Consider the following 21,538-nt stretch of genomic DNA (forward strand, 5'->3'; position numbering starts at 1 on the left):
CGTGACCGCACATCACGTTGCCATAGCGCGAGTATCGCCATATACTTTCCTTACCGCAAGAACGCACGAAAAAGTAAGTGACTAACCAAATGGTAAAGCACACCTATACGCCCGTGACCGCCGCCGTCGGCGTGGAAAACGTACTGCGGCTGCTGGAAGGCCGCTGGAAGCTGGTGATCCTGTTTCATTTGTTCGGCGGACAGGTGCGACGCTATTCCGATCTGGAGAAACTGATCCCGACCATATCGCAGAAAATGCTGGCCCAGCAGTTGCGTCAGCTGGAAGGCGACGGCATCGTGCTGCGCCACGTCTATCCCCAGGTACCCCCGAAGGTGGAATACCGCCTGTCGGCATGGGGGCAGGCGCTGTGTCCCGCCCTTGACGCGCTGCTGACCTGGGCGGAGCAGCGCGAGCATTTATCAGCGCCGGCGCAGGATGCGGCGGATGTCGGTTAAGGCGGGATCCGCGGCGTTGCACGCTTATCCCGCATTGTCGCGCGCCGTTGCACCCTTATCGCGCACCGCCCGCCCGCCTGCCTCATTTTAGTACACCCCCCTTTCCCTTAATGCCACTCCGGGCCGCTTGCGCGGCGGCGGCGCCCTGCGCGCGGCGAACATAACTGGCCTCGATCTTGCTTTGCAGTTGTACATGTATAGATAAGTTCATTCACTGCCGTTTAAGGATCGCTGTCATGCCGTTGCGCACTATCAATGAAGAGAAAGGGACCGTCGACAACGCGTTGTTGCATCAGATCTGGTCGTTAATTGATGAGAAAAAGACGATATTTTGCGATCTCAGCGATCGGATATGGGCCACGCCCGAGGTGAACTACACCGAAATAAAATCCTCTCGGGCGCATCTGGAGATCCTGAAAGCGCAGGGATTTCGCGTGACCGAGGGGGTCGCCGGCCTGCCGACCGCCATGATGGGCGAAGCGGGCGCGGGCGGCCCGGTCATTGCCATTCTCGGCGAATACGATGCCCTGCCCGGCCTGAGCCAGCAGGCGGATGCCACCCAGCCGCTGCCGCTGGAAGAAGGCGGCAACGGCCACGGCTGCGGTCATAATATGCTGGGCTCCGCCGCGCTGCTGGCGGCGACGGCGGTCAAGGATTACCTGGCCGCCGAGGGCATCGCCGGCCGGGTGCGCTTTTACGGATGTCCGGCGGAGGAAGGCGGCGCGGGCAAGGGTTTTATGGTGCGCGCTGGCCTGTTTGATGACGTGGATATCGCCATCTGCTGGCATCCCGGCGCGTTTAACTGCGTCAAGGAGCCCAATTCCCTGGCCTGCAATGAAATCAACTACCATTTTCACGGCCGCGCCTCCCACGCCTCGGCCACGCCCCACCTGGGCCGCAGCGCCCTGGACGCGGTTGAGCTGATGAACGTAGGCGTCAACTACCTGCGCGAACATATGCCGAACAGCGCGCGCATCCATTATGCCATTACCGATTCAGGCGGCTTTTCGCCGAACGTGGTGCAGGCGAAGGCGACCGTGCGTTATCTGGTGCGTACCCGTACCCTGCCCGAACTGCTGGAACTCCTGGCGCGGGTCGACAAAGTGGCCGCGGGCGCGGCGCTGATGACCGAAACCACCATGAAACGCAATATCCTCAGCGGCGATGCCAATCTGGTGGCGAACCCGGTGCTGGAAGAACTGATGCAGTCGCACCTTGAACTGCTCGGCGGACCGGGCTTTGATGAGGCCGATTACGCCTATGCGGCCCGGTTTCAGCAAACCATGTCCGCCGAGGAAATCCACAGCGCGTTTCACCGCGCGGGCAAGGCCATGGCGCCTGGGGAAACGCTGTGCGATTATGTGCTGCCCCTGGATCGGCCGGCCAGCACCATGATCGGCTCCACCGACGTGGGTTCGGTCAGCTGGGTGGTCCCGACCGTGCAGGCGCAAAGCGCCACCTATACCATCGGCACCCCCGGGCACTCGTGGCAGTTGGTGGCGCAGGGCAAATCCACGCTGGCCCACAAAGGCCTGACCCATGCGGCCAAAATCATGGCCAGCACGGCCATCAGCCTCATAAAGCAGCCGGCGCTTATCGCGGCGGCGAAACAAGAGCATCTGCGCCAGTTGAACGGTACGCCGTTTATCAATCCGATCCCCGACGATGTCATGCCTCCCTTTCCCGGCAGCCACTGATGAGCGCCATTGTGGCCGGCTGCCGATTAAACGCTAAGGAGATAGCATGGCGGAGCTAGGTTTTTTCCAGACCCTGAGTTTTGGCCCTGAGGGATGGGGGCCGATGCTGTTGTCCGGCGCGCTGATGACGGTAGCCCTGGCGGTGTCGGGTTTTTTGCTGGCGGGCATTATCGGCGCGCTGTTCGCCTGGGCAAAGATTAGCGGCAACCGGCCGGTGCGCTGTGTCGCCGATATCTACACCACCGTTATCCGCGGCATCCCGGACCTGCTGATTATCTATCTGCTGTATTTTGGCGGCAGCCAGGCGCTGACATCGCTGGGCAGGCTGTTCGGCGATGGGCAGTTTATCAGTTTCCCCGGCTTTCTGGCGGGCATGCTGGCGGTAGGCATCGCCGCCGGCGCACAGCAGACCGAGGTCTTTCGCGGCGCGTTCCTGACCATTGCGCCTGGCGAGCTGGAGGCGGCCACGTCATTGGGCATGACCGCGTCCGTGCGCATGCGCCGCATTATTATCCCGCTGCTGCTGCGCCACGCCCTGCCGGGCATGGGCAACGTCTGGCAACTGGTGCTCAAGGCCGCGGCGCTGGTGTCGGTGACCGGCCTGGCCGAACTGATGAACAAAGCGCAAACCGGCGCCGGCTCCACCGGCAAGCCCTTTGATTTCTACTGTGCCGCGGCGCTGCTGTATCTGGTGATTTCCGCCTGTTCGGGCTGGTCACTAGGTAAAGCTGAAACCTACTACTCGCGCGGGGTAAGACGCTGATGGACGTGGCATTTCTTTGGGAGACCTTTTTGCAGCTGATCCCCGGCATCCCGCTGACGCTGAAATTGGCTTTTTACTCGGTGGCCATGGGCTTTTGCCTGGCTTTCCCGCTGGCGCTGGCCCGGCTCTCGCCCTTTATCTGGCTCAGCGCGCCGGCGCGGTTTTATGTTTTTTGCCTGCGGGGAACGCCGCTGCTGGTGCAGCTGTTTTTAATTTATTACGGCATGAGCCAGTTTGAGGCGGTGCGCAATAGCGTGCTGTGGCCCGTCCTGCGCGAACCTTATGGCTGCGCGCTGCTGTCGCTGTCGCTGTGTACCGCCGCCTACGGCAGCGAGATCCTGCGCGGCGGCCTGCTTTCGGTGCCCCATGGCGCGTTGGAGGCCGCGCGCGCCTGCGGCATGAGCCGCCTGCTGGTGGTACGGCGCATTCTGTTTCCAATGGCGATCCGCCAGGCGCTGCCGGCCTACGGCAACGAACTGATTTCGATGGTGCAATCCACCTCCCTCGCCTCGATCATCACCCTGATGGACATTACCGGCATCGCCGCGCAAATCATTTCCAACACCTACCGGGCGCTGGAGGTCTTCCTGGTGGCGGGGCTGATTTACCTGCTGATCAATCTGATCATTACCCGGCTGGTGATGTGGCTGGAATACCGACTGACCCCGCATCTGCGCGCGCGCGTCGCCACGGTCGATAAAAAGCCGCTGGAGAATGCGCATTGATTCATCCCGAACCTTTTTTGCGCCGCAAGGCGAATTTTTCCCCATTGATACAGGAGTTAAACAATGAAATTGGTAAACCTGGTACGCGCGTTGTGCATTACCACCACTCTGGCGACCAGCTTCGGCGGTCATGCCGAAGAGGGGAAAAAATGGACGGTGGTGAAAATCGCCACCGAAGGGGCGTTCCGGCCATATAACTTTACCAAACCCGACGGTACCCTGGATGGATTTGAAATCGATCTCTACAAAGTGCTGTGCGCAAAAATGAAAGTGGAATGCCAGATTATCGTACAGCCCTTTGCCGGCGTCATCCCGGCGCTGAACGCCGGAAAATTCGATGCCATCATGGACGGTTTGTCCGCCACCGAGGCGCGTAAAAAAATCATTGATTTCTCTGCCTCCTACAGTAATGCGGGACAAACCTTCGCGGTGCTGAAAAACAGTCCGCTGGCCGCCTTGCCGGACCTGGGAACCCGGTTTTCGCTTACCAGCGATGAAGCGGGCGCAAAAGCCGAACTGGACAAACTGACCCCGCTGCTTAAAGGCAAAATCATCGGCGTGCAAGGCTCCTCCATCGGCCAGCAGTTCCTGGAAAAATATTTAAAAGGCGTGGTGACGGTGCGCGAATATAAAACCACCGAAGAGCACGATCTTGATCTTAAATCCGGCCGGGTGGATATGGTCTTCGCCTCGGTCACCTATCTGAACGGCGCCAAGACCAAGCCCGGCAACCAGGATATCGTCCTGGCCGGCCCGCAGTTTATCGGCGGTATCCTGGGCAGCGGATCGGCGGTGGGCATCCGCAAAACCGATCCGGAACTGAAAAAGATGTTTGACGAGGCCATTGCCAGCGCCAAGCAGGACGGCACGCTGAAAACGCTGACCATGAAATGGTTCGGTATGGATACTACCCCGCAATAAAGCCCTTTCCCGGCCGCCGGGCCGGGACTCTCTTCTTTCGATACCCCGAATATTTGTCTTTTTTGCCGCCTATTCGGGCGTTTGATTTGCCTGCGTTCGATTTACAGTATCAGCTGATAGAAAAAATTTTTATTCCCCGTCGGGTGTTACTTTTCATAGGTCCCTTTTGCGTGGCAAAAACATTTTTACGTAGCGGCGGTTTGCTTGATATTTATGCGTTGGGCGAACAGGGCCGGCCGGTGTATGCATCGGCGTTGGAAATAAGGGAAACGTTGCGTCTGCGGCAACGGCCGCGGATCGCCGACTGTCTGGCGATCCCCCAGCCCAACGAGGATGGCGATCGGATCGACTGGTATTCGCCGCGCGCGGGCAAGGTGTCCTCCTGGGCCGGCGCCAGCGATGCCGAACGCGCGTCCGCCCTTGCGGAATTGGAAGGCTGCCAGGCCGCCGCAGCGGGCCTTTGCCAGCGCGCCGCCGCGGCGGAAAAACCCTCACTCAGGCTGTTTGGCGCGCTGCTGTCGAAAGCCATGCGTTTTCCCGATCAGCATTATGTCTATCTGGTGGGCGGCAAACCGGTATTGACGTTCTGGGGTTTTGTCGGCACGGATAAAAAAACCGACGCCGATGCTTTTGCCAGCCTGCGTCCGCCCGTCGATAACACCGTCCTGGACCCGGCATTGGTTACCGACCTGGCGCGGGATGTTGACCGCGCTTCGCCACGCATCGCGGCCACCGCCCCCGTGGAAAACGCGCCGGTTGCGGCTGCGGCGGCACCGGCGCTATCGTGGCGGCGCATGTGGTGGATCCCGCCGGCGCTTGCCCTGCTGGCCATATTGGCGCTGCAAATCCGCGGCTGCGTCTCCCGCCCGCCGCCTGTCCTGTCCGCCTCGGCGCTGACCGCCCTTGAGGCGGAAAAACGCGCCCTGCCCGCCGCCAGTCCCCTGACCGACGCCCCCCGGCCGCCGCTGGAAAAACAGCTTTCCAGCGCCACGAACGGCGGGCTGAGGGCGTCAGACGCGGCCAATCCCGCCGATAAGGCGCTATCCTTAGATGCCGCCGCGGCGCAGCCAAAGCCCGCCGACGGCGCGGCGGCGCAGCCGACGGCGCTGGCAATTGGCCCTGCCGACGCGGGCGATGGCCGGAACAGGGCGTCCGCCCCCGCCATAGCGCCATTGCCGGATGTGCAAGCCGCGCCGCTCCCCGCCGCCGCGGCGCCGGAGGCGCTGGTCCCGGCCGTCGCGCCGGCCGCCATCAGCAAGAACGCGCTGGTTCTGCCGCCCGAGACGGTAAAAATAGGCTCGACGGATTTTCTTAACGGCGGCTGGCGCGCCACGGTGGATATCAAGGAACCCCTGACCGGTAAGCCGCCGAGCCTTAAATACCAGCTTAACCATGGCAAAGGCACGGTGAAAATCACCCATGGCGACGGGGTGACCTGCCGCACGGCGGTTGACGCCGGGCTGATGAAATCGGGCAATCTGATCATCAACAGCCGGGCCAAGGCCCGCTGCAGCGACGGCACCCGCTATCAAATGCCGGAAATCGTCTGCAGACAAGGCGCGAAGGGCGTCGCCGAGTGCAAAGGCCGTTATGACGCCAATACGGCTTTTCCGATAACGATGAAGCGCGAGAGTGAATAATAAATGCTGGCGACGATTACGGATTACCCAAAAAACATCACGCTGATTCGCGACAGCGGTATCCAGTTTCTGGATTTCGCCCTGACGCCCGGCTATAACGCCGAACTGCCCGGCAAGTTTGTCCGCCAGACCGCCAACGGACCCTTGCTGCGCCTGGATTACCACGCGCAGACCGGCAAATATTCCGTTCCGGTACCGGCGGGCGCGCCGCCGGAGGTGGTAAAGCCCGAGTTCAGTTTCAGCCTTGAGCAATCCCTGGCATTGCTGGACAAGCTCTGGCTGCCGCTGCCCGTGTTCCGCTTTATGCCCCCGCGCACCCTGCTGGGAGGACCGGATAATTGGGCGCGGGTGCGCATTTGCGCCCTGGATGCGCCGGACCGGCACGGCTTTACCCACCGGGTCAGCGTCGCCTTTGACACCCGGGTGTATCCGGCCGGCCATGCCGACGCCCCGGTAGCCCCCAACGAAAACGATATCCATAACGGCATCGGCTTTACTCTGGCGCACCGCAGCGACGAGCTGGGCGAATTTCTCGATCTTACCTGGGTCGACGGCTGGCTGCGCGAGGTGTTTACCCAGCAGGCATCGCGCCAGGACGATCGCAGCGCCCGGGAGATGGAGGTGGCGTTCCGTTCCTTTGAATATCAGGCCCATTATCTCAATTTGCTGGCGCTGCTGGGTGAACAGCTGCCTATGCCGGAAATAAAAATCAGCGCCGGCACGCTTCAGGAGCCGGTGGTAAAAGTGGATTTGATCCTGGATGTCGGCAATTCGCATACTTGCGGCGTCCTGGTGGAAGAACATGCCGATGAGCCCAACGGCCTCAAGCTTGCCTATGAATTGCTGATCCGCGATCTGGGCGAGCCGCAGTTTTTATATAACGAACTGTTTGAAAGCCGCGTCGAGTTTGCCCAGGCGCCTTTCGGCAAACCCGGTTTCTCGCTCGAAAGCGGGCGCGACGACGCCTTTCTCTGGCCCGCTATTACCCGCGTCGGCCGGGAGGCGGCGCGCCTGGCGCTGCAGCGCCGGGGCGTCGACGGATCCACCGGTCTTTCCAGTCCGCGGCGCTATTTGTGGGATGAGGAAAGCTATGCTCCCGGCTGGCGGTTCAGCCAGGGTGCTGGCGGACCGGCGCTTGAACCGCCGGCGGTGCAAGCGCCGTTTACCCACCTGATCAATGATGAGGGCCAGCCGCTGTACCTGCTGGCGCTGGACGACCGCCTGCCGGTCTTTTCGCCGCATTACAGCCGCAGCTCGCTGATGACGCTGATGCTGTCGGAACTGCTGGCGCAGGCGATAATGCAAATCAACAGCGTGGCGCAGCGGCTGAAGATGGGCCACGACGTGGCGCCGCGTCAACTGCGCACCATCGTCCTGACCCTGCCCTCGGCGATGCCGAAACCGGAGCGGGAAATCTTCCTCAGGCGGATGAACGAAGCGATTGGCCTGGTATGGAAAACCATGGGCTGGCATCGCGCGGACGAACCCTTCTCCTCCCCCAGCGACCGGGCCGGCAGCCGGGTACCGGCGCCCGAAGTGCGGATGGACTGGGACGAGGCCACCTGCGGCCAGATGGTCTATCTGTATAACGAAACCCAGGTTAACTTCGCCGGTCATACCAACGCATTTTTTGGCGCCATGGCGCGGCCGGATAAGGCATCCGCCGCCGGCAGCGCCGGCAAGACCCTACGCATCGCCTCCATTGATATCGGCGGAGGCACCACCGATTTAGCCATCACCCAGTACAGCCTGGACGACGGCAGCGGCAAAGATGTCAAAATCACCCCGCGGCTGCTGTTCCGCGAAGGTTTTAAAGTCGCGGGCGACGATATCCTGCTGGAGGTGATCCAGCTGTTTGTCTTGCCCGCCCTGGAGGCGGCGCTGCTCAGCGCCGGCCTGGACAACCCCGGCATGCTGCTCGCCCGGCTGTTTGGCGGCGACGGGCGCATGGACGGGCACAGCACGCTGCGCCAGCAGACGACGCTGCAGCTGTTTATGCCCGTCGGCCGCGCGATCCTGGCGGCCTATGAACGATTCGATCCCCTGGAAAACCGCACGGAAATCGATGCCGTCTTCGGCGAGTTGCTGACCCAGCAGCCCACGCCTGGCGTGTTGGCGTATATCCATGGCGAGGTGCAGCGCGGCCTGCCGGCGGATGCCTCTCCGTTCGATATTCTACGCGTCCCCCTCCAGATAAGGCTGGGCAAACTGCATGATGAGTTCCTGGCCAACCGCATGACGATTACCCAACACCTGCGCTCGTTGTCTGAAGTCGTCTCGCTCCACGATTGCGACGTGCTGCTGCTTACCGGGCGGCCGGCGCGTTTCCCGGGCATCCAGGCCTTGTTCCGCCACCTGCAGCCGCTGCCCAATAACCGGATTCTGTCGCTGGACGGCTACCATACCAGCGCGTGGTATCCCTTTAACCAGCGGGGACGCATCGATAATCCCAAATCCACCGCGGCGGTTGGCGCGATGCTGTGCCTGCTGGCGCTTAGCCTGCGTTTGCCGGGGTTCTATTTCAAAGCCGGTGACTTCCAGCCCTACTCCACCCTGCGCTATCTGGGCATGCTGGACGGCAACCACACCCTGGCCGACGAGAATGTTTTTTACCGCGATATCGATCTTGACGCGCCGGATTGCGCGCTGGACGCCACCGTCAGCTTTCGCATGCGCGGCGCGTTATGCCTGGGCTTTCGCCAGCTGGATAATGAACGCTGGCCGGCCTCCGCGCTGTATACGCTGTCGATAGCCGATCCTGCGCTCGCCCGGCGCGTGGCCGGGGAAAGCGAACTGCGCATCAGGCTGGCGGTGGCGCAGGACACTTCCCGGGCGGGACCTGAGCGTTTCGAGATAGCGGAGGCGGTGCTGGAAGACGGTACGCCCGTGCCGCGGCACCATGTGCGCCTGACGTTAAATACCCTGGCCGACAGTGGTTCAGGCGCGACCGAATATTGGATCGATAGCGGGAGCATAGTGAAAAAATGAGTCAATTAATCTCTTCCCCGATACCGGCGCGGCGTAAATTGAACCCGGTTGCCAACCCGCTGGCTCCCCAATTGCAAAACCAGTTGCATAACCAGCTGCGCCAGGTACTGCAAGGCATCGACCAGGCGATCGACTGGATTGCGGCCACGCGCCGGCATGCGCCGCGCCTGGATATGGAAGCCGGCCGGCTGGGCATAAAACTGCGCCGCTGCCGCCTGCAGGCCAGCCATTTGTACAACGCGTCGCACACCGCCGGCGCCATTGGTTTTTTTGGGCAATCGGCGCGGGGAAAACTGCATCTGATCACGGCGCTGACCGTGGGGCAGGACGACCGGCTGTCCACCACGCTTGGCGGCAAACGGCTGGATGTACTGTCCCTTATCGAGCCGCAGAGCCGGGCGTCAGGCCTGGTGCTGCGTTTCGCCCAGCGCGTACAGGCGGAAAACGCCGCCTATCCGGTCCAGCTGTCGCTGCTCAGTGAAGCGGATATCGCCATGCTGCTGTTTACCCTCTCCCTGCGTGAAGCCGGGGGCGAAAACACCGCCCGGGACCTGGACGATCGCGCGCTGGACGACCGCCTGGACCGGCTGCTCGCGCGGCGGCAGGGGGAACCGGTCGCCGGCATGAGCGGGGATGCCGTGGTGGCGATTTGGGATTATGTTTCCCGCCACGATCGGCGGCGGCAGAAACAGCTGGAGACGCGGTTCTGGCCGGCGGCGGTCGAGCTGGCGCCCTGCCTGAGCGTCGAGGATCGCGCCGAGCTGTTCTCGGTGCTGTGGCGAGGGCGCGCGGATTTGAGCGACGCCTACCGCCATTTTGCCGCTATCGCGCAGCATCTGGGCGGCGCGCAGCACGTGCTGGCGCCGCTTGGCGCGCTGGTGGACGATACGATGCGCCAGGCGGACGGCATCCTGGATATCGCGTCGCTGTCGCGCCTGCATAGCGCCGCCGACCCGCTGCTGCAGGTGATCCCCATGCTGAACGGCCGCGCGGGAAAGCCGGTTGAACTGACGATGGCCGAGCTGGCGATGCTGGCCGTTGAACTGTTGATGCCGCTGGATGCCGGCGTGAGCGCAAGCGGCGGCGCGCAGGTGGATTTTATCGATTTCGCCGGTATCGACGGCAGCCTTGAAACCACGGCGGCCACCGGCGCGGGCGGCGAGCCCGCCTACCCGCTGGCGCCGGCCCTGCTGCGCGCCCGCTGTGCTTATCTGCCCGAACGTTATACCGATGCCCAGACGGTGAATGTGCTGATGGTCTGTACCGCGGCGCAGGACCGCGCGGCGGTCGCCGAAGTCGGCAGGCTGCTGGATTATTGGGTCAGGCGCAGCCAGGGAGAAAACGCCGGGGTGCGCGGCCGGCGCAAACCCGCCCTGATCTGGGCGCTGACCCGCTTCGATCAACGTGTGGTCCACGGCACTAATTACGATGCCGCCGTGCAGCGCTATGTTGGCAATCCGGGCGATACCTGGGGCACGTTGCTGGCGATGGATTCGCGGGGCGTCAACGCCCTGGCGGCCTACCTCGCCCCTGCGGCGCAGCGCGAGGCGGGCCTGGAGCGCCTGGGCGAACAGACGAAGGCGCTGCAGGCGGAACTGGCCGAAAACCTGCTCGGCGAATGGCAGCAGGCCGCGGCGGAGGACGCGGAGACATTACCCAAACAACACGTCGCGCACACACTGCTTAAAGCGCTGCAGGCGCGCGCCGGCATGCACGGAGAACTGCTCGAGCACCTGCTGCCCACGCGTGACGAAATGCGCCGCCTCTACCTGCAGCTACCACCGGACGCCGCCGGCCATACCGAACCGGCCGCGGACGGCGCCGGCCCCTTTGGCGTCGGCATCGCCTTCGATCTGCTCAGCGCGCCCGAGGCGCCGACCGGCCAGGTCATCAACACCGCAGACTTCACCGGCGCGACGGACGACAAAATGTTTGCCCGCAATGTGCAACGCTATTGGATAAATCATTTGCGCAACCTGCCGGAAAACGCGCCGCTGCTGGCCTTGCTCGGTATCGCCAGGCCGACCATGGCCATGTTGATGGCGGAATTGATTACCGCCGCCATCCGGCTCGATATCCTGGGGTCGCTTGAGCACATGCTGATGGATATGGCGCCGGCGGGCCTGCCGCCTGAGAGCAAGGCCGATCGGCAGGTGGCGCGGGCCTTGGCCGTATTGGGTGATTTCGTCGCCTGGCTGGGGTTTACGCGGCTAAGCGACGCGCAACGGCCCGACAGCCGCATCAATCCCGGCCATAAAATTTTTGCGCGCCCGGCGGCGCCCGCGCACGACATCGACGCGTCCCACCGTTTGACCCGGCTGAATGCCGCCCCGGTGAACAATACCGCCTTCTATGTCTACGACTGGCTGGTGGGCCTGAATATACTGATACGGCAAAATGCGGGATATGCGGGTGGAGCGGAAATCAGCCTTGAACAGCGCCAGCGCCTGGGCGCCATCATCAACCTGATCACAGCGGCCGAAGCCTAGAGCCGCTACCGGCTTGCCGGAGGCAATATCGGCCGCCGGCGGCCGGGTTGGTATTTCCGGGCGGCTAGCCGCGTCGTCGCCGGATTGTCAAATCTGCTTACTTAAAATACCGGCTGCGACGCATGAGCCGCGCGCTTAGCCGGGATATACTTATCCTCCATGGACTCTTCCGGATGGTAAGGATAAGCCATCCGCGAACGATAGGCCCCGGGCGTCTGGCTGAACTGGCGCTTGAACGCCCGGCTGAAGGACTGTTGCGAATCGAAGCCGCTTTGCAGGGCGATATCAAGGATGCTTTGGTCCTTAAGACACAGTTCCGACGCGGCGCGTGACAGCCGGCGGGTGCGAATATAGGTGCCCAGCGCATCGCCGGTCACATTGCGGAACATCCGCTGTAAATGCCATTTTGAATACCCGGATTTGGCGGCTACGTGATCCAGAGACAATGACTTATCCAGATTGTTTTCCAACCATTCCATCAAATCCTGAATAATGACCTTCTGATTCATATAGACATTCCCCGTAATTGATAACCTTGCACTTACAATATGACCGGTCGTATTTTTAGTCAACCTCTTTTTATTAACGAACGATAATTTTATCATAAGCCGTTTGCCGGCGGCACGTCAATGACAGGCGGGCGCGGGAGAAAGTGCCGATAGGACGGGGTTTGCCGCCTGCCAGCGCGGCAGGCGTGTTAACAGCCGGGGATGGATTATTGTGACGTTGTCACTGATTTTTTTCCACGCACCGTACCGCGAGGTGGGCGGCTTTCGGTACGGTCATAAAGACGGCAATCACGCCGGTGATAAGACACAGCGAGGCAATCACCACCGCGCCCTGGTCGATGGCGAAGCCCAGCCCCCAACGACTGGCGCTGGCGCCCAGCAGCAGCGCAAACGCCCCCTGGATCAGGTAGGCCACCAAATACAGCGCGGACAGCGTGCCGCCGCGAAGACGGGCGGGCGCATACATATTGATAAGCCCCAGCCCGCCCATAAACAACAGGCTATAACCGCACCCGGCGGCGATTAAAAAGGCCAGGAACAGCAGCAGCGAATGCCAGGATACCGACATCACCAGGCATGCCATGCCCGCCACCGTGCACAGACCGCCCAGGGCAATCGCGGTACGCGACGGCATACTTTTGCAGGCCAGTCCCACCACGCCAAGCACGATGGCGAACACCGACATGGTGGCGCCGTTAAGCAGCACGTTGGCGGAACCGATCAGATCCCGCGCTATCTTGGCGCCCAGCGATAACCCCACGGTGCCGATAGAATAGGCGCATACCACCGCCGCCACCGCCGTCAGCACCACGCCGCCCAGGCCCGAGGGAACCGACGGCGTACGCGGACGCCAGCGTCCCTGCCCCGGCACCGCGCTATGGCGCGGCAAAAACCAGGCGGCGGCAAAAATAGCCAGGATGATAACCAGCAGCAGCCAGAAGTTCAGCCGCGTGGGAAAAGGCGCGTACTCTATCAGCGCGCCGCCCACCAACGTCGCCAGCGCCAGGCCCACCGCCTGCGACACCGTGGTAATGGCGCTGGCTTTTTTGGCCTGGCCCTCGGCGCTAAACTCAATCATGGCGGCGGTGGACGGCCCCGCCGACAACCCCACCCCGATGCCCATGAAGACCCGCCCGAGATAAATCCACCACAAACCCGGCGCGACCGCGAACAGCAATACCCCGATAAGCGACGCCGCCAATCCCAACAACATGGTGGTGCGCCGCCCGATATAATCGGAAATATCGCCGAAACACACCAGGATGGCCACCACCACGATGGGATAGATGGCAAAGATAGTCGACGTTTGGGTGGTGGTCAGGCCCCATTCCGAGGCATACAGCGGATAGGTCATGGCGGGCGCGGCGCTGGTCCAGATAGTATGGCCGACAACGGCGGCGGCCACCCAAAAACTGGCCCGGCGTCCGAGGGTCAAGGTCCTTCCGGTCATGATAGGCTCGCAGTCAGGAAAAGAAACGGGCGTCAGGCAAATAGCTGTGGCGATTATTCCGGCGTCGGACGGTTTAATAACGGAAAGGCCACGGCGAAAAAATCATCCAGCGGCTGCCGACAACGGGCTATTTTCATGCGCACAACCGCGCCTTCCCAGCTATTGATAACAAAACGGGCCACTTTTTCCGCATCCAGGCTGGCGATAATGGTGCCGTCCTTTTGCCCTTCGCGCAGGGTCGCGGTCACGGCGGCGGTCCATTTTTCCAGCGACTGGCAAATGGCCTGACGCAGCAGCGGCGTGTTATCCGTCATCTCGGCGGCCAGGTTGCCGATCAGGCACCCTTTTTCATAACCGAAGTCGGCGTAATAGGCGGCCATGTACTCGAAATGCGCGCGCAGACGCTCAATGGGCGGCAGGCTGGCGTCTTCAAGGATTTCACGGTTCGAGTCCTGGCCGTAAATGGAGAGCACTTCCAGCGCCAGTAATTCTTTAGCTTTGAAATAGTTATAAAAAGACCCTTTCGGCACGCCGGCGGTATCCACAATATCCTGCACGCTGCACGCGCTAAAACCGAGCGTATGAAAACGTTCCAGCGCGGCGTCGACAATTTTATCGCGTACGCTTGGTTTTGCCATAAAAAACAGAGCCTCCAGATAACGAATACCGCATGATTATATAGACGACCGGTCGTATTTTGCAAGCAAAGCGTCCCGGCGCCCCGCCCTTTACCGCCAGGGCGGCCCACGGCGCGGCGCGCTTTTCAGCCGCTGAAAAGCGCTCCTGTCATCATAGCCTATCCTGTCAGCCATCTTTGCCCGTTGGTGCGGCGGCCGCGTCCGTCCCTGGCGCGTCCTGTCCGCCCTTGAGCGTGCCGCCGGTGATGCGGCGAATCGTCCAGTAGAAGACCGGGGTAAGGATAAAACCGAACAACGTCACGCCCAGCATGCCGGCGAATACCGCGATGCCGATGGCATTGCGCATCTCCGCCCCCGCGCCCACCGACACCGCCAGCGGGGCCACCCCCATGATAAACGCCAGCGACGTCATCAGGATCGGCCGCAGCCGCAGCCGGCAGGCGCTCAGCACCGCCTGCAGCAGGCTGTCGTTTTCCAGCTCGCGGTCGCGGGCGAATTCGACGATTAAGATGGCGTTCTTGCATGCCAGCCCCACCAGCACCACCAGGCCAATCTGGGTAAAGACGTTGTTGTCGCCATGGGTCAACTGCACGCCGATCAGCGCGCACAGCAGGCACATGGGCACGGTCAGGATCACCACCAGCGGCAGCGTCCAGCTTTCGTATTGGGCCACCAGCACCAGAAACGCCAGCAGCACGCAGATGGGAAAGACATAAATGGCGGTATTGCCGGCCAGAATTTGCTGATAGGTCAGTTCCGTCCATTCAAAACTCATCCCATTAGGTAATTCCTGTTGCGCCAGGGCCTCAAGCCTGGCCTGGGCCTGGTCCGAACTGAAGCCCGGCGCCGGCGCGCCGTTGATTTCCGCCGTCAGGCTGCCGTTATAGTGGCTGATGCGATCCGGACCCGTGGTGTCGTAGGTGGTGACAAACGCGCCGATGGGAATCATCTGCCCGGCGGCGTTACGGGTCTGCAAATGGCCAATATCCTCGGCATGCATGCGAAAACGCTGGTCCGCCTGCACATTCACCTGGTAAGTGCGGCCGAAGCGGTTGAAATCATTGACATAGACCGAGCCGAGATACACCTGCATGGTCTCAAACAGATCGGTAAGCGAGACCCCTTGCGCCTTGGCCTTTTCCCGATCGACGTCGGCATGGATTTTCGGCACGCCAATCTGATAGGACGTGAACAATCCGGTCAGCGCGGGATCTTTGGCGGCGGCGGCGATGAGCCGTTGCGTTGCCTGGAACAAGGCGTCCGGCCCCCGATCGGCCTGATCCTCGATTTGCAGGCGAAAACCGCCGAGCGAGCCCAGCCCCAGGATCGGCGGCGGCGGGAACACCGCCACATTGGCTTCGGTTATGCCGGAAAGCTTTTGGTTAAGCGTCATGGCGATGGCCCCGGCCGAAAGCGACGGGTCGCGGCGGGCGCTAAAATCATCCAGCGGCAAAAAGACCACCGCCGAATTGGTGCTGCGCACAAATCCGTTAATCGACAGACCGGGAAACGCGACCGCGTGGCTGACGCCCGGCGTATGCAGCGCAATATCGCTGACCTGGCGCACCACCGCCTCGGTACGATCGAGCGTGGCGGCGTCCGGCAATTGGATCACCGACACCAGGTAAAGCTTGTCCTGCTGGGGCACAAATCCGCCAGGCGTGCGCATAAACAGCAGGACGGTCAGCGCCAGCAGCCCGCCGTAGATCAGCAGCGCCACCGACGACCGGTGCAGTACGCGCGACACCACCCCGACATAGCCATGGGACAAGCGCACAAACCCCAGGTTGAACGGCCGGAACAGCCAGCCGAACACCCGGTCGATAAAGCGCTGGAAGTTATCCCGGGCGGCGTGATGCGGGCGCAGCAGCAGCGCCGCCAGCGCCGGCGACAGCGTCAGGGAATTGAAGGCGGAGATCACCGTGGAAATGGCAATGGTCAGGGCAAACTGGCGATAAAATTCGCCGGTCAGACCGCTGAGGAAGGCGGTGGGGATAAAGACCGAACACAGCACCAGCGCGGTGGAGATAATGGGGCCGCTGACCTCGCTCATCGCCTTATGGGTGGCCTGCACCGGCGCTAATCCCAGGGCGATATTGCGCTCGACGTTCTCCACCACCACGATGGCGTCGTCGACCACGATGCCGATGGCCAGCACCAGGCCGAACATGGTCAGGGCATTCAGGCCAAAGCCCATCAGCAGCATGACCGCAAACGTGCCCACCAGGCTTACCGGCACGGCGACCAGCGGAATAATCGAGGCGCGCCAGCTTTGCAGGAATAAAATCACCACCAGCACCACCAGGATGACGGCCTCGAACAGGGTATGCACGACTTCATTGATGGACTGATGCACAAAGCCGGTGGTGTTGTAGACGATATGGTATTTAACGCCCTGGGGGAAATCCTTCGCCAGCCGGTCCATGGTGGACTGGACGTTATCCGCCATCTGCAGGGCGTTGGTGCCGGGACGCTGGAAAACGCCCAGCGCCACCGCGGGCTGGTTGTCGAGCAGGGTACGCAACGAATAGTTGTCCGAGCCCAGTTCCAGGCGCGCCACATCGCGCAAGTGGATAATCTTGCCCTGCCCGTCGGCGCGCAGGATGATATCGCCGAACTGCTCTTCGGTTTCCAGCCGTCCCTGGGTCACCACGGAAATCTGGAACTGCGCCTGGCTGGCGGCGGGCGACCCGCCTACCTGCCCCGCCGCCACCTGGATATTTTGCTCGCGCAGCGCCGCCACCACGTCGCCGGCGGTAAGGGAGCGCGCCGCCAGCTGTTCCGGATCGAGCCAGACGCGCATGGAATAGGGCCCGAGGCCGAAGACGCTGACATCACCCACGCCATACGCGCGCACCAGCGCATCCTTGACATGCAGTTGCGCATAGCTTGCCAGGTAAAGCATGTCATAACGGTTATCGTCCGAGGTCAGGTGCACCACTTCAATCAGCGTGGGCGAGGATTTATTGGTGGTCACGCCGACCCGCTGCACTTCGGGCGGCAACCTCGACAGCACCTGCGCCACGCGGTTTTGCACCAGCACCTGGGCCTTGTCGCCGTCGGTGCCCAGCGCAAAGGTGACCGTCACGGTCAGGGCGCCGTCGCTGGTGGCCTGCGAGGATTGATACAGCATGCCCTCGACGCCGTTAATCGCCTGTTCGATAGGCGAGGCCACCGTTTCGGCGATAACGGACGGATCCGCCCCGGCAAAGGTGGTATTGACCACAATGGTGGTCGGCACCACTTCCGGATATTCGGCAATGGGCAACAGCGGCAGCGCCACTAAGCCGGCGGCGAAAATCACCAGCGACAGCACCACCGCGAACCGGGGCCGGCTGACAAAAAACCGTGAAATATTCATAATAATCTCATAGATAGGTAACAGGCCATGGCGCCGCTGCCGCGGACGCCTTTAATCAGGTCACCGCTAATCATGGGGAAGCAAGGCGGCCAGCGCGGCCGGCGACGTATCCGCAGTGGCGGCGTGCGGCGCCACCACGTCTCCCGGCCGCACTTTTTGCAGCCCGTCCACCACCACCTGTTCGCCCTCGTTCAGCCCGCTTTTCACGATGCGCCACTCGCCCACCGCCTGTCCCAGGGTAATGGCCCGATATTGCACCCGCCGGTCCTTATCCAGCACCAGCACATAACGTTTGCCCAGATCGGTGCCCAGCGCCTGTTCCGGCAGCAGGGCGACCCGCTGCACCTCGGAGGACACCAGGCGCACCCGGCTGAACAGGCCCGGCGTCAGGCTGCCGTCGGCATTATCCAAGACCGCCCTGGCCGCCAGGGTGCCGCTGCGGGGATCCACCACGTTATCCAGGAAACGCAGGCGCGCGCGGTGGGGAAAACCGTTTTCGCCCATCAGGCCGATAAAGACCGCGTTATCCTTGCCGCGCTGGGCGGCGGCATATTTCAGGTAGGCCTGCTCGTCCACATTGAACGCCGCGTATATCGGGCTATCGGAGACAATGGTGGTCAGCAGGCTGTCGGTGGTCACCAGATTGCCCCGGGTGATCAGCGCCTTGGAAATGCGCCCGTCGATGGGCGCGCTCACCTGGGTAAACGACAGGTTAAGCCGCGCCGTGGCCAGCGCCGCCTGCGCGGCGGCCACATTGGCCACCGTGACTTTGGCGTTGGCCTCCTGGGCATCCAGCTCGCTGCTGGAAATCGCGTTCACCACGATCAGCCGCCGGCTGCGCTCGCGGTTGGTCCTGGCGAGCGCCGCGTTAGCCACCGCCTGCTGGAGCCCGGCCTCCAGCCGGTCCACCTCCGCCTGATAGGGCCTGGGATCAATTTGGTACAGCACCTGGCCCTTATGGACACGCGCGCCGTCGTCAAACGCGATAGCATCGATAAAACCCCCGACCCGCGGCCTGACGTCCACGCTTTGGATGGCTTCCAGCCGGCCGGTAAAATCGTCCCATTGGCGTACCGGCTGGAACATCACGGTGGTCACCGCCACCGGGATCGCCTGCTGTGTTTGCTGCGCCGGGGCGGCGGGCTTACAGCCGGCGGCCATCAGGGCAGCCAGCGCCGGCAGCAATAATAGCGGCGCAAGGCGCGCGCCGTACTTGGGTGTGCTCATGGAACATCCTCTGCCTGAAAAGATAAAAGACGATAAAAGAGAAAAAATAATACGACCGGTCGTATTGCAGAGCATGCAGGGTAAGCGCGGGAGGGTCAATAGAGGGCGGCGGCAAAAGGCACGATATTGCCGCTGGCGCGGGTCAGCGCGGGTTAATGGCCGCCGGGGCGGGCGGCAACCGCCGGATAGGCACGTTGCCGCCCGCGGTGGCGTTTAATGGGCGGGCAGGACGATAGCGCTGTCCGCCAGCGTGCCCATGTCGTTATAAACGGCGCAGGCGGCGTCCACCAGATTCATGGCAAGCGCGGCGCCGCTGCCCTCGCCCAGGCGCATCTCCAGATCAAAATAAGGCCGCAGATCCAGATGGGCCAGGGCGATCTTCGCCCCTTTTTCCGCGGAAAGGTGCGAGGGGATGAAATAAGGCCGCGCCTGCGGGGCGATGCGGCAGGCGACCAGGGCGGCGGCGTAGGACAGAAAACCGTCCAGTATCACCGGGACCCCCTCGGCGGCGGCGCCCAGCAAGACGCCGGCCATGCCGCCGAGATCATAACCGCCCACTTTCGCCAGCACGTCGAGGCCATCCCGCGCATCCGGGCGGTTTACGGCGATGGCGCGCTCCACCACCTCGATTTTATGCGCCAGCATGGACTGCGGCAGGTTGGCGCCGCGGCCGACGACGTCCTGCGCCGGCGCGCCGGTTAACACGCTCACCAGCGCGGCGGCGGGCGTGGTGTTCGCCATGCCCAGCTCGCCGACGCCGAATAAGGTGATGCCCCGGCCAACCGCGTCGGCGACCAGCGCCGCGCCGGTTTCAAGTACGGTGCGCGCCTGGCCGGCGGTCATCGCCGGACCGGTGGCGATATTGCCGCAGCCGCGGCCCATGCGCCGGTCCAGCAGTCCGGGCAAAGGCTGCTCGCAGTCAATGCCCAGATCCACCACGGTGACGGCCGCGCCGGCGTTGGCCGCCAGCACGCAGATCCCGGTGGTGCCCTTGACCATATTCGCCGCCTGGATGGCGGTAACGATGCGCGGCGATACCGCCACCCCTTCTTCGTATACCCCGTGATCGGCCACCATCACCATCATCTCTTTACCCGCAAACGCCAGCGGCCGGTCGCCCATAATGCCCGACAGCTGGACGGCAAGCGTCTCCAGGCGGCCAAGACTTCCCGGCGGCTTAAGCAAGCCGTCGAGACGCTGTTCCGCCCGCGCCATGGCCTTCTCGTCCAAAGGCCGGATGGCGTCGATGACCTGTTGCAGTGTTTTCATTACCTTCTCCTGGAAAATGGGTTACGGTTTCAGCGTGCGGGCATCATGGCCCGGCCGCTGTCGTTTAACTGGTTGAGTACACAAAATCCGTCGTTAAGCGTGACCTGGGTAAAGGCGTCCTGGCGGAAGGGAAAATGCCACATGGCGGCGGGCGGCATTCCCAGCAGCGTGGCCAGCAGTACGCCGAGCACGCCCTGATGGGCCACCAGCAAGATGGCGTCCGCGCCGTCCTGTTCGCGCAGGCGCGCGGCCGCAAGCCCCACCCGCTGCGCAAACGCCTGGAACCCTTCGCCGCCGGGCGGGGCCACATGCTGCCAATCGTCGCACCAGGCCGCATAGCGCTGCGGATCCTGCGTAGCGAGATCGCGATGATGGCGTAGCTCCCAGGCGCCGAAATTCATTTCGTCCCATTCCTGCCAGGCCTCAGGCGGCATGCCGGGACGGATGATATCGGCCGTCTCCCGGCTGCGCCTGAGCCGGGAGGTCAGGACCCGCCCGAAGGGAATCTCCGCCAGTTGCCAGGCCACCCGGTGCGCCTGGAAGCGTCCCTTCGGCGTCAGGACCACATCGCTGACGCCGCAGTAAACGCCGTCGCGGTTGGCCTGGGTTTCGCCGTGACGCACTAAATAGAGTCTCATAGCGGAACGGCCAGGGCCGCGAGCAAAAACAGCCATTCGAATACCTCCACGCCGCAGCCCAGGGTATCGCCGGTCTGGCCGCCCAGCACCGCGTTAATCCTGGCGCGGTAGCCGTAGGCCAGCGCCAGGACGATAAGCGCCGCAGCAAGGCCGCGCAGGCCGGCAATCGCCAGGGTCAGCAGCATGCCGGCGAGCAGCGTCACGGCAAAATGATGGCCGCTGATTTTGCCGATATAGACGTTGCCGAGCCCCGTTTCGCGGGCATAGCGCTGGTGATACATCAGAATGCTTATCAGGGCGCGGCTGACCACCGGAGCGGCGATGATATAGGGCAGCGCGCCGCCGGGATGCAGGCTTAGCGCCGCCATGGCCGCCAGCCGCAGGCCGATGGCGAATACCATGGCCAGCGCGCCGTTGGTGCCGATGCGGCTGTCGCGCATGATCTCCAGCATCTGCTCGCGCTTGCGCGCCGAGAAAATACCGTCGCAGGTATCCGCCAACCCGTCGAGATGAAAGGCCCCGGTGACCATGGCATTGGCCAGCACCGCCAGCAGGGCGGCCAGCGGCGTGCCGAACGCCGGCTGCGCCAGGGCGAAGACCAGCGCGCAGCACCCGCCCACCACCAATCCCACCACCGGCATCCAGATCACGCCGCGCGCATAGGCGTCCAGCGGCAAATCTTGCGTCCAGCGCGCGGGCACAGGCAGGCGGGTCATAAATTGCAGGGTGGCCAGAAAAGACGTCATTGTGTTGCTCCGCCGTGGCGAT

General features: G+C 62.8%; 15 protein-coding genes and 1 pseudogene. 8 read left to right on the forward strand and 8 right to left on the reverse strand.

Going from position 1 to position 21,538, the window contains the following annotated elements:
- Positions 1 to 89 precede the first annotated feature (89 nt).
- The 8 genes from ACL2XQ_RS13735 (at position 90) to ACL2XQ_RS13770 (ending at position 11,678) form a co-directional block, all read left to right on the forward strand.
- On the forward strand, positions 90 to 455 hold the full coding sequence (locus ACL2XQ_RS13735; protein WP_413740523.1) for a winged helix-turn-helix transcriptional regulator: 366 nt from the start codon (positions 90 to 92) through the stop codon (positions 453 to 455).
- 236 nt (positions 456 to 691) lie between these two features.
- On the forward strand, positions 692 to 2,152 hold the full coding sequence (locus tag ACL2XQ_RS13740; protein ID WP_410015099.1) for a M20 family metallopeptidase: 1,461 nt from the start codon (positions 692 to 694) through the stop codon (positions 2,150 to 2,152).
- A gap of 46 nt (positions 2,153 to 2,198) precedes the next feature.
- Positions 2,199 to 2,915, forward strand: coding sequence for an ABC transporter permease (locus ACL2XQ_RS13745; RefSeq protein WP_413739324.1), 717 nt, complete (start codon positions 2,199 to 2,201; stop codon positions 2,913 to 2,915).
- Entirely contained in the window at positions 2,915 to 3,640 is a 726-nt protein-coding gene (locus tag ACL2XQ_RS13750; RefSeq protein ID WP_410015101.1) for an ABC transporter permease, read from the forward strand. Before ACL2XQ_RS13745 ends, ACL2XQ_RS13750 begins: the two co-directional genes overlap by 1 nt.
- A 63-nt stretch (positions 3,641 to 3,703) precedes the next feature.
- Positions 3,704 to 4,561, forward strand: a complete 858-nt coding sequence (locus ACL2XQ_RS13755; RefSeq protein WP_410015102.1) for a transporter substrate-binding domain-containing protein — start codon at positions 3,704 to 3,706, stop codon at positions 4,559 to 4,561.
- Between the two features lie 170 nt (positions 4,562 to 4,731).
- Positions 4,732 to 6,201: an SrfA family protein gene (locus tag ACL2XQ_RS13760; RefSeq protein ID WP_413739325.1), complete on the forward strand. Its 1,470-nt coding sequence runs from the start codon at positions 4,732 to 4,734 to the stop codon at positions 6,199 to 6,201.
- A 3-nt stretch (positions 6,202 to 6,204) separates the two neighbouring features.
- Positions 6,205 to 9,189 carry a virulence factor SrfB gene (locus ACL2XQ_RS13765; RefSeq protein WP_413739326.1) on the forward strand — a complete coding sequence of 995 codons (2,985 nt, stop codon included), beginning with the start codon at positions 6,205 to 6,207 and terminating at the stop codon, positions 9,187 to 9,189.
- The gene (locus ACL2XQ_RS13770) at positions 9,186 to 11,678 is read left to right on the forward strand and encodes a virulence factor SrfC family protein (RefSeq protein WP_413739327.1); all 2,493 of its coding nucleotides are present in this window, start codon (positions 9,186 to 9,188) and stop codon (positions 11,676 to 11,678) included. The genes ACL2XQ_RS13765 and ACL2XQ_RS13770 overlap by 4 nt, the downstream gene beginning before the upstream one ends.
- Positions 11,679 to 11,875: 197 nt before the next feature.
- On the opposite strand, the pseudogene ACL2XQ_RS13775 reads toward ACL2XQ_RS13770, so the two are convergent.
- The 8 genes and pseudogenes from ACL2XQ_RS13775 to cobS form a co-directional block, all read right to left on the reverse strand.
- Positions 11,876 to 12,187: pseudogene (locus tag ACL2XQ_RS13775) on the reverse strand (helix-turn-helix domain-containing protein); the annotation flags it as partial.
- A gap of 220 nt (positions 12,188 to 12,407) precedes the next feature.
- Positions 12,408 to 13,637, reverse strand: a complete 1,230-nt coding sequence (locus tag ACL2XQ_RS13780; RefSeq protein WP_413739328.1) for an MFS transporter — start codon at positions 13,635 to 13,637, stop codon at positions 12,408 to 12,410.
- Positions 13,638 to 13,690: 53 nt separating this feature from the next.
- Entirely contained in the window at positions 13,691 to 14,275 is a 585-nt protein-coding gene (locus ACL2XQ_RS13785) for a TetR family transcriptional regulator C-terminal domain-containing protein (protein ID WP_410015107.1), read from the reverse strand.
- 166 nt (positions 14,276 to 14,441) lie between these two features.
- On the reverse strand, positions 14,442 to 17,636 hold the full coding sequence (locus ACL2XQ_RS13790; RefSeq protein WP_413732779.1) for an efflux RND transporter permease subunit: 3,195 nt from the start codon (positions 17,634 to 17,636) through the stop codon (positions 14,442 to 14,444).
- Between the two features lie 66 nt (positions 17,637 to 17,702).
- A complete protein-coding gene (locus ACL2XQ_RS13795) occupies positions 17,703 to 18,863 on the reverse strand; it encodes an efflux RND transporter periplasmic adaptor subunit (protein ID WP_413722848.1) in 1,161 nt (386 codons plus the stop codon).
- A 213-nt stretch (positions 18,864 to 19,076) separates the two neighbouring features.
- A complete protein-coding gene (cobT, locus tag ACL2XQ_RS13800) occupies positions 19,077 to 20,132 on the reverse strand; it encodes a nicotinate-nucleotide--dimethylbenzimidazole phosphoribosyltransferase (protein ID WP_413739329.1) in 1,056 nt (351 codons plus the stop codon).
- Between the two features lie 29 nt (positions 20,133 to 20,161).
- The gene (locus ACL2XQ_RS13805; RefSeq protein ID WP_413722846.1) at positions 20,162 to 20,770 is read right to left on the reverse strand and encodes an adenosylcobalamin/alpha-ribazole phosphatase; all 609 of its coding nucleotides are present in this window, start codon (positions 20,768 to 20,770) and stop codon (positions 20,162 to 20,164) included.
- Complete coding sequence (cobS, locus tag ACL2XQ_RS13810) at positions 20,767 to 21,516, reverse strand: adenosylcobinamide-GDP ribazoletransferase (protein WP_413739330.1); 750 nt, start codon at positions 21,514 to 21,516, stop codon at positions 20,767 to 20,769. Before cobS ends, ACL2XQ_RS13805 begins: the two co-directional genes overlap by 4 nt.
- Positions 21,517 to 21,538 lie beyond the last annotated feature (22 nt).

The organism is Sodalis sp. RH14 (genome assembly GCF_047324285.1).
GTDB lineage: Bacteria > Pseudomonadota > Gammaproteobacteria > Enterobacterales > Enterobacteriaceae > Acerihabitans.

What these genes read in the sequence shown, in the direction of transcription:
- cobS (WP_413739330.1), bottom strand. Translation starts at nt 21,516, where the DNA reads ATGACGTCTTTTCTGGCCACCCTGCAATTTATGACCCGCCTGCCTGTG.
- ACL2XQ_RS13770 (WP_413739327.1), top strand. Translation starts at nt 9,186, where the DNA reads ATGAGTCAATTAATCTCTTCCCCGATACCGGCGCGGCGTAAATTGAAC.
- ACL2XQ_RS13750 (WP_410015101.1), top strand. Translation starts at nt 2,915, where the DNA reads ATGGACGTGGCATTTCTTTGGGAGACCTTTTTGCAGCTGATCCCCGGC.
- ACL2XQ_RS13745 (WP_413739324.1), top strand. Translation starts at nt 2,199, where the DNA reads ATGGCGGAGCTAGGTTTTTTCCAGACCCTGAGTTTTGGCCCTGAGGGA.
- ACL2XQ_RS13735 (WP_413740523.1), top strand. Translation starts at nt 90, where the DNA reads ATGGTAAAGCACACCTATACGCCCGTGACCGCCGCCGTCGGCGTGGAA.
- ACL2XQ_RS13740 (WP_410015099.1), top strand. Translation starts at nt 692, where the DNA reads ATGCCGTTGCGCACTATCAATGAAGAGAAAGGGACCGTCGACAACGCG.
- ACL2XQ_RS13805 (WP_413722846.1), bottom strand. Translation starts at nt 20,770, where the DNA reads ATGAGACTCTATTTAGTGCGTCACGGCGAAACCCAGGCCAACCGCGAC.
- ACL2XQ_RS13785 (WP_410015107.1), bottom strand. Translation starts at nt 14,275, where the DNA reads ATGGCAAAACCAAGCGTACGCGATAAAATTGTCGACGCCGCGCTGGAA.
- ACL2XQ_RS13755 (WP_410015102.1), top strand. Translation starts at nt 3,704, where the DNA reads ATGAAATTGGTAAACCTGGTACGCGCGTTGTGCATTACCACCACTCTG.
- ACL2XQ_RS13765 (WP_413739326.1), top strand. Translation starts at nt 6,205, where the DNA reads ATGCTGGCGACGATTACGGATTACCCAAAAAACATCACGCTGATTCGC.
- cobT (WP_413739329.1), bottom strand. Translation starts at nt 20,132, where the DNA reads ATGAAAACACTGCAACAGGTCATCGACGCCATCCGGCCTTTGGACGAG.
- ACL2XQ_RS13780 (WP_413739328.1), bottom strand. Translation starts at nt 13,637, where the DNA reads ATGACCGGAAGGACCTTGACCCTCGGACGCCGGGCCAGTTTTTGGGTG.
- ACL2XQ_RS13790 (WP_413732779.1), bottom strand. Translation starts at nt 17,636, where the DNA reads ATGAATATTTCACGGTTTTTTGTCAGCCGGCCCCGGTTCGCGGTGGTG.
- ACL2XQ_RS13795 (WP_413722848.1), bottom strand. Translation starts at nt 18,863, where the DNA reads ATGAGCACACCCAAGTACGGCGCGCGCCTTGCGCCGCTATTATTGCTG.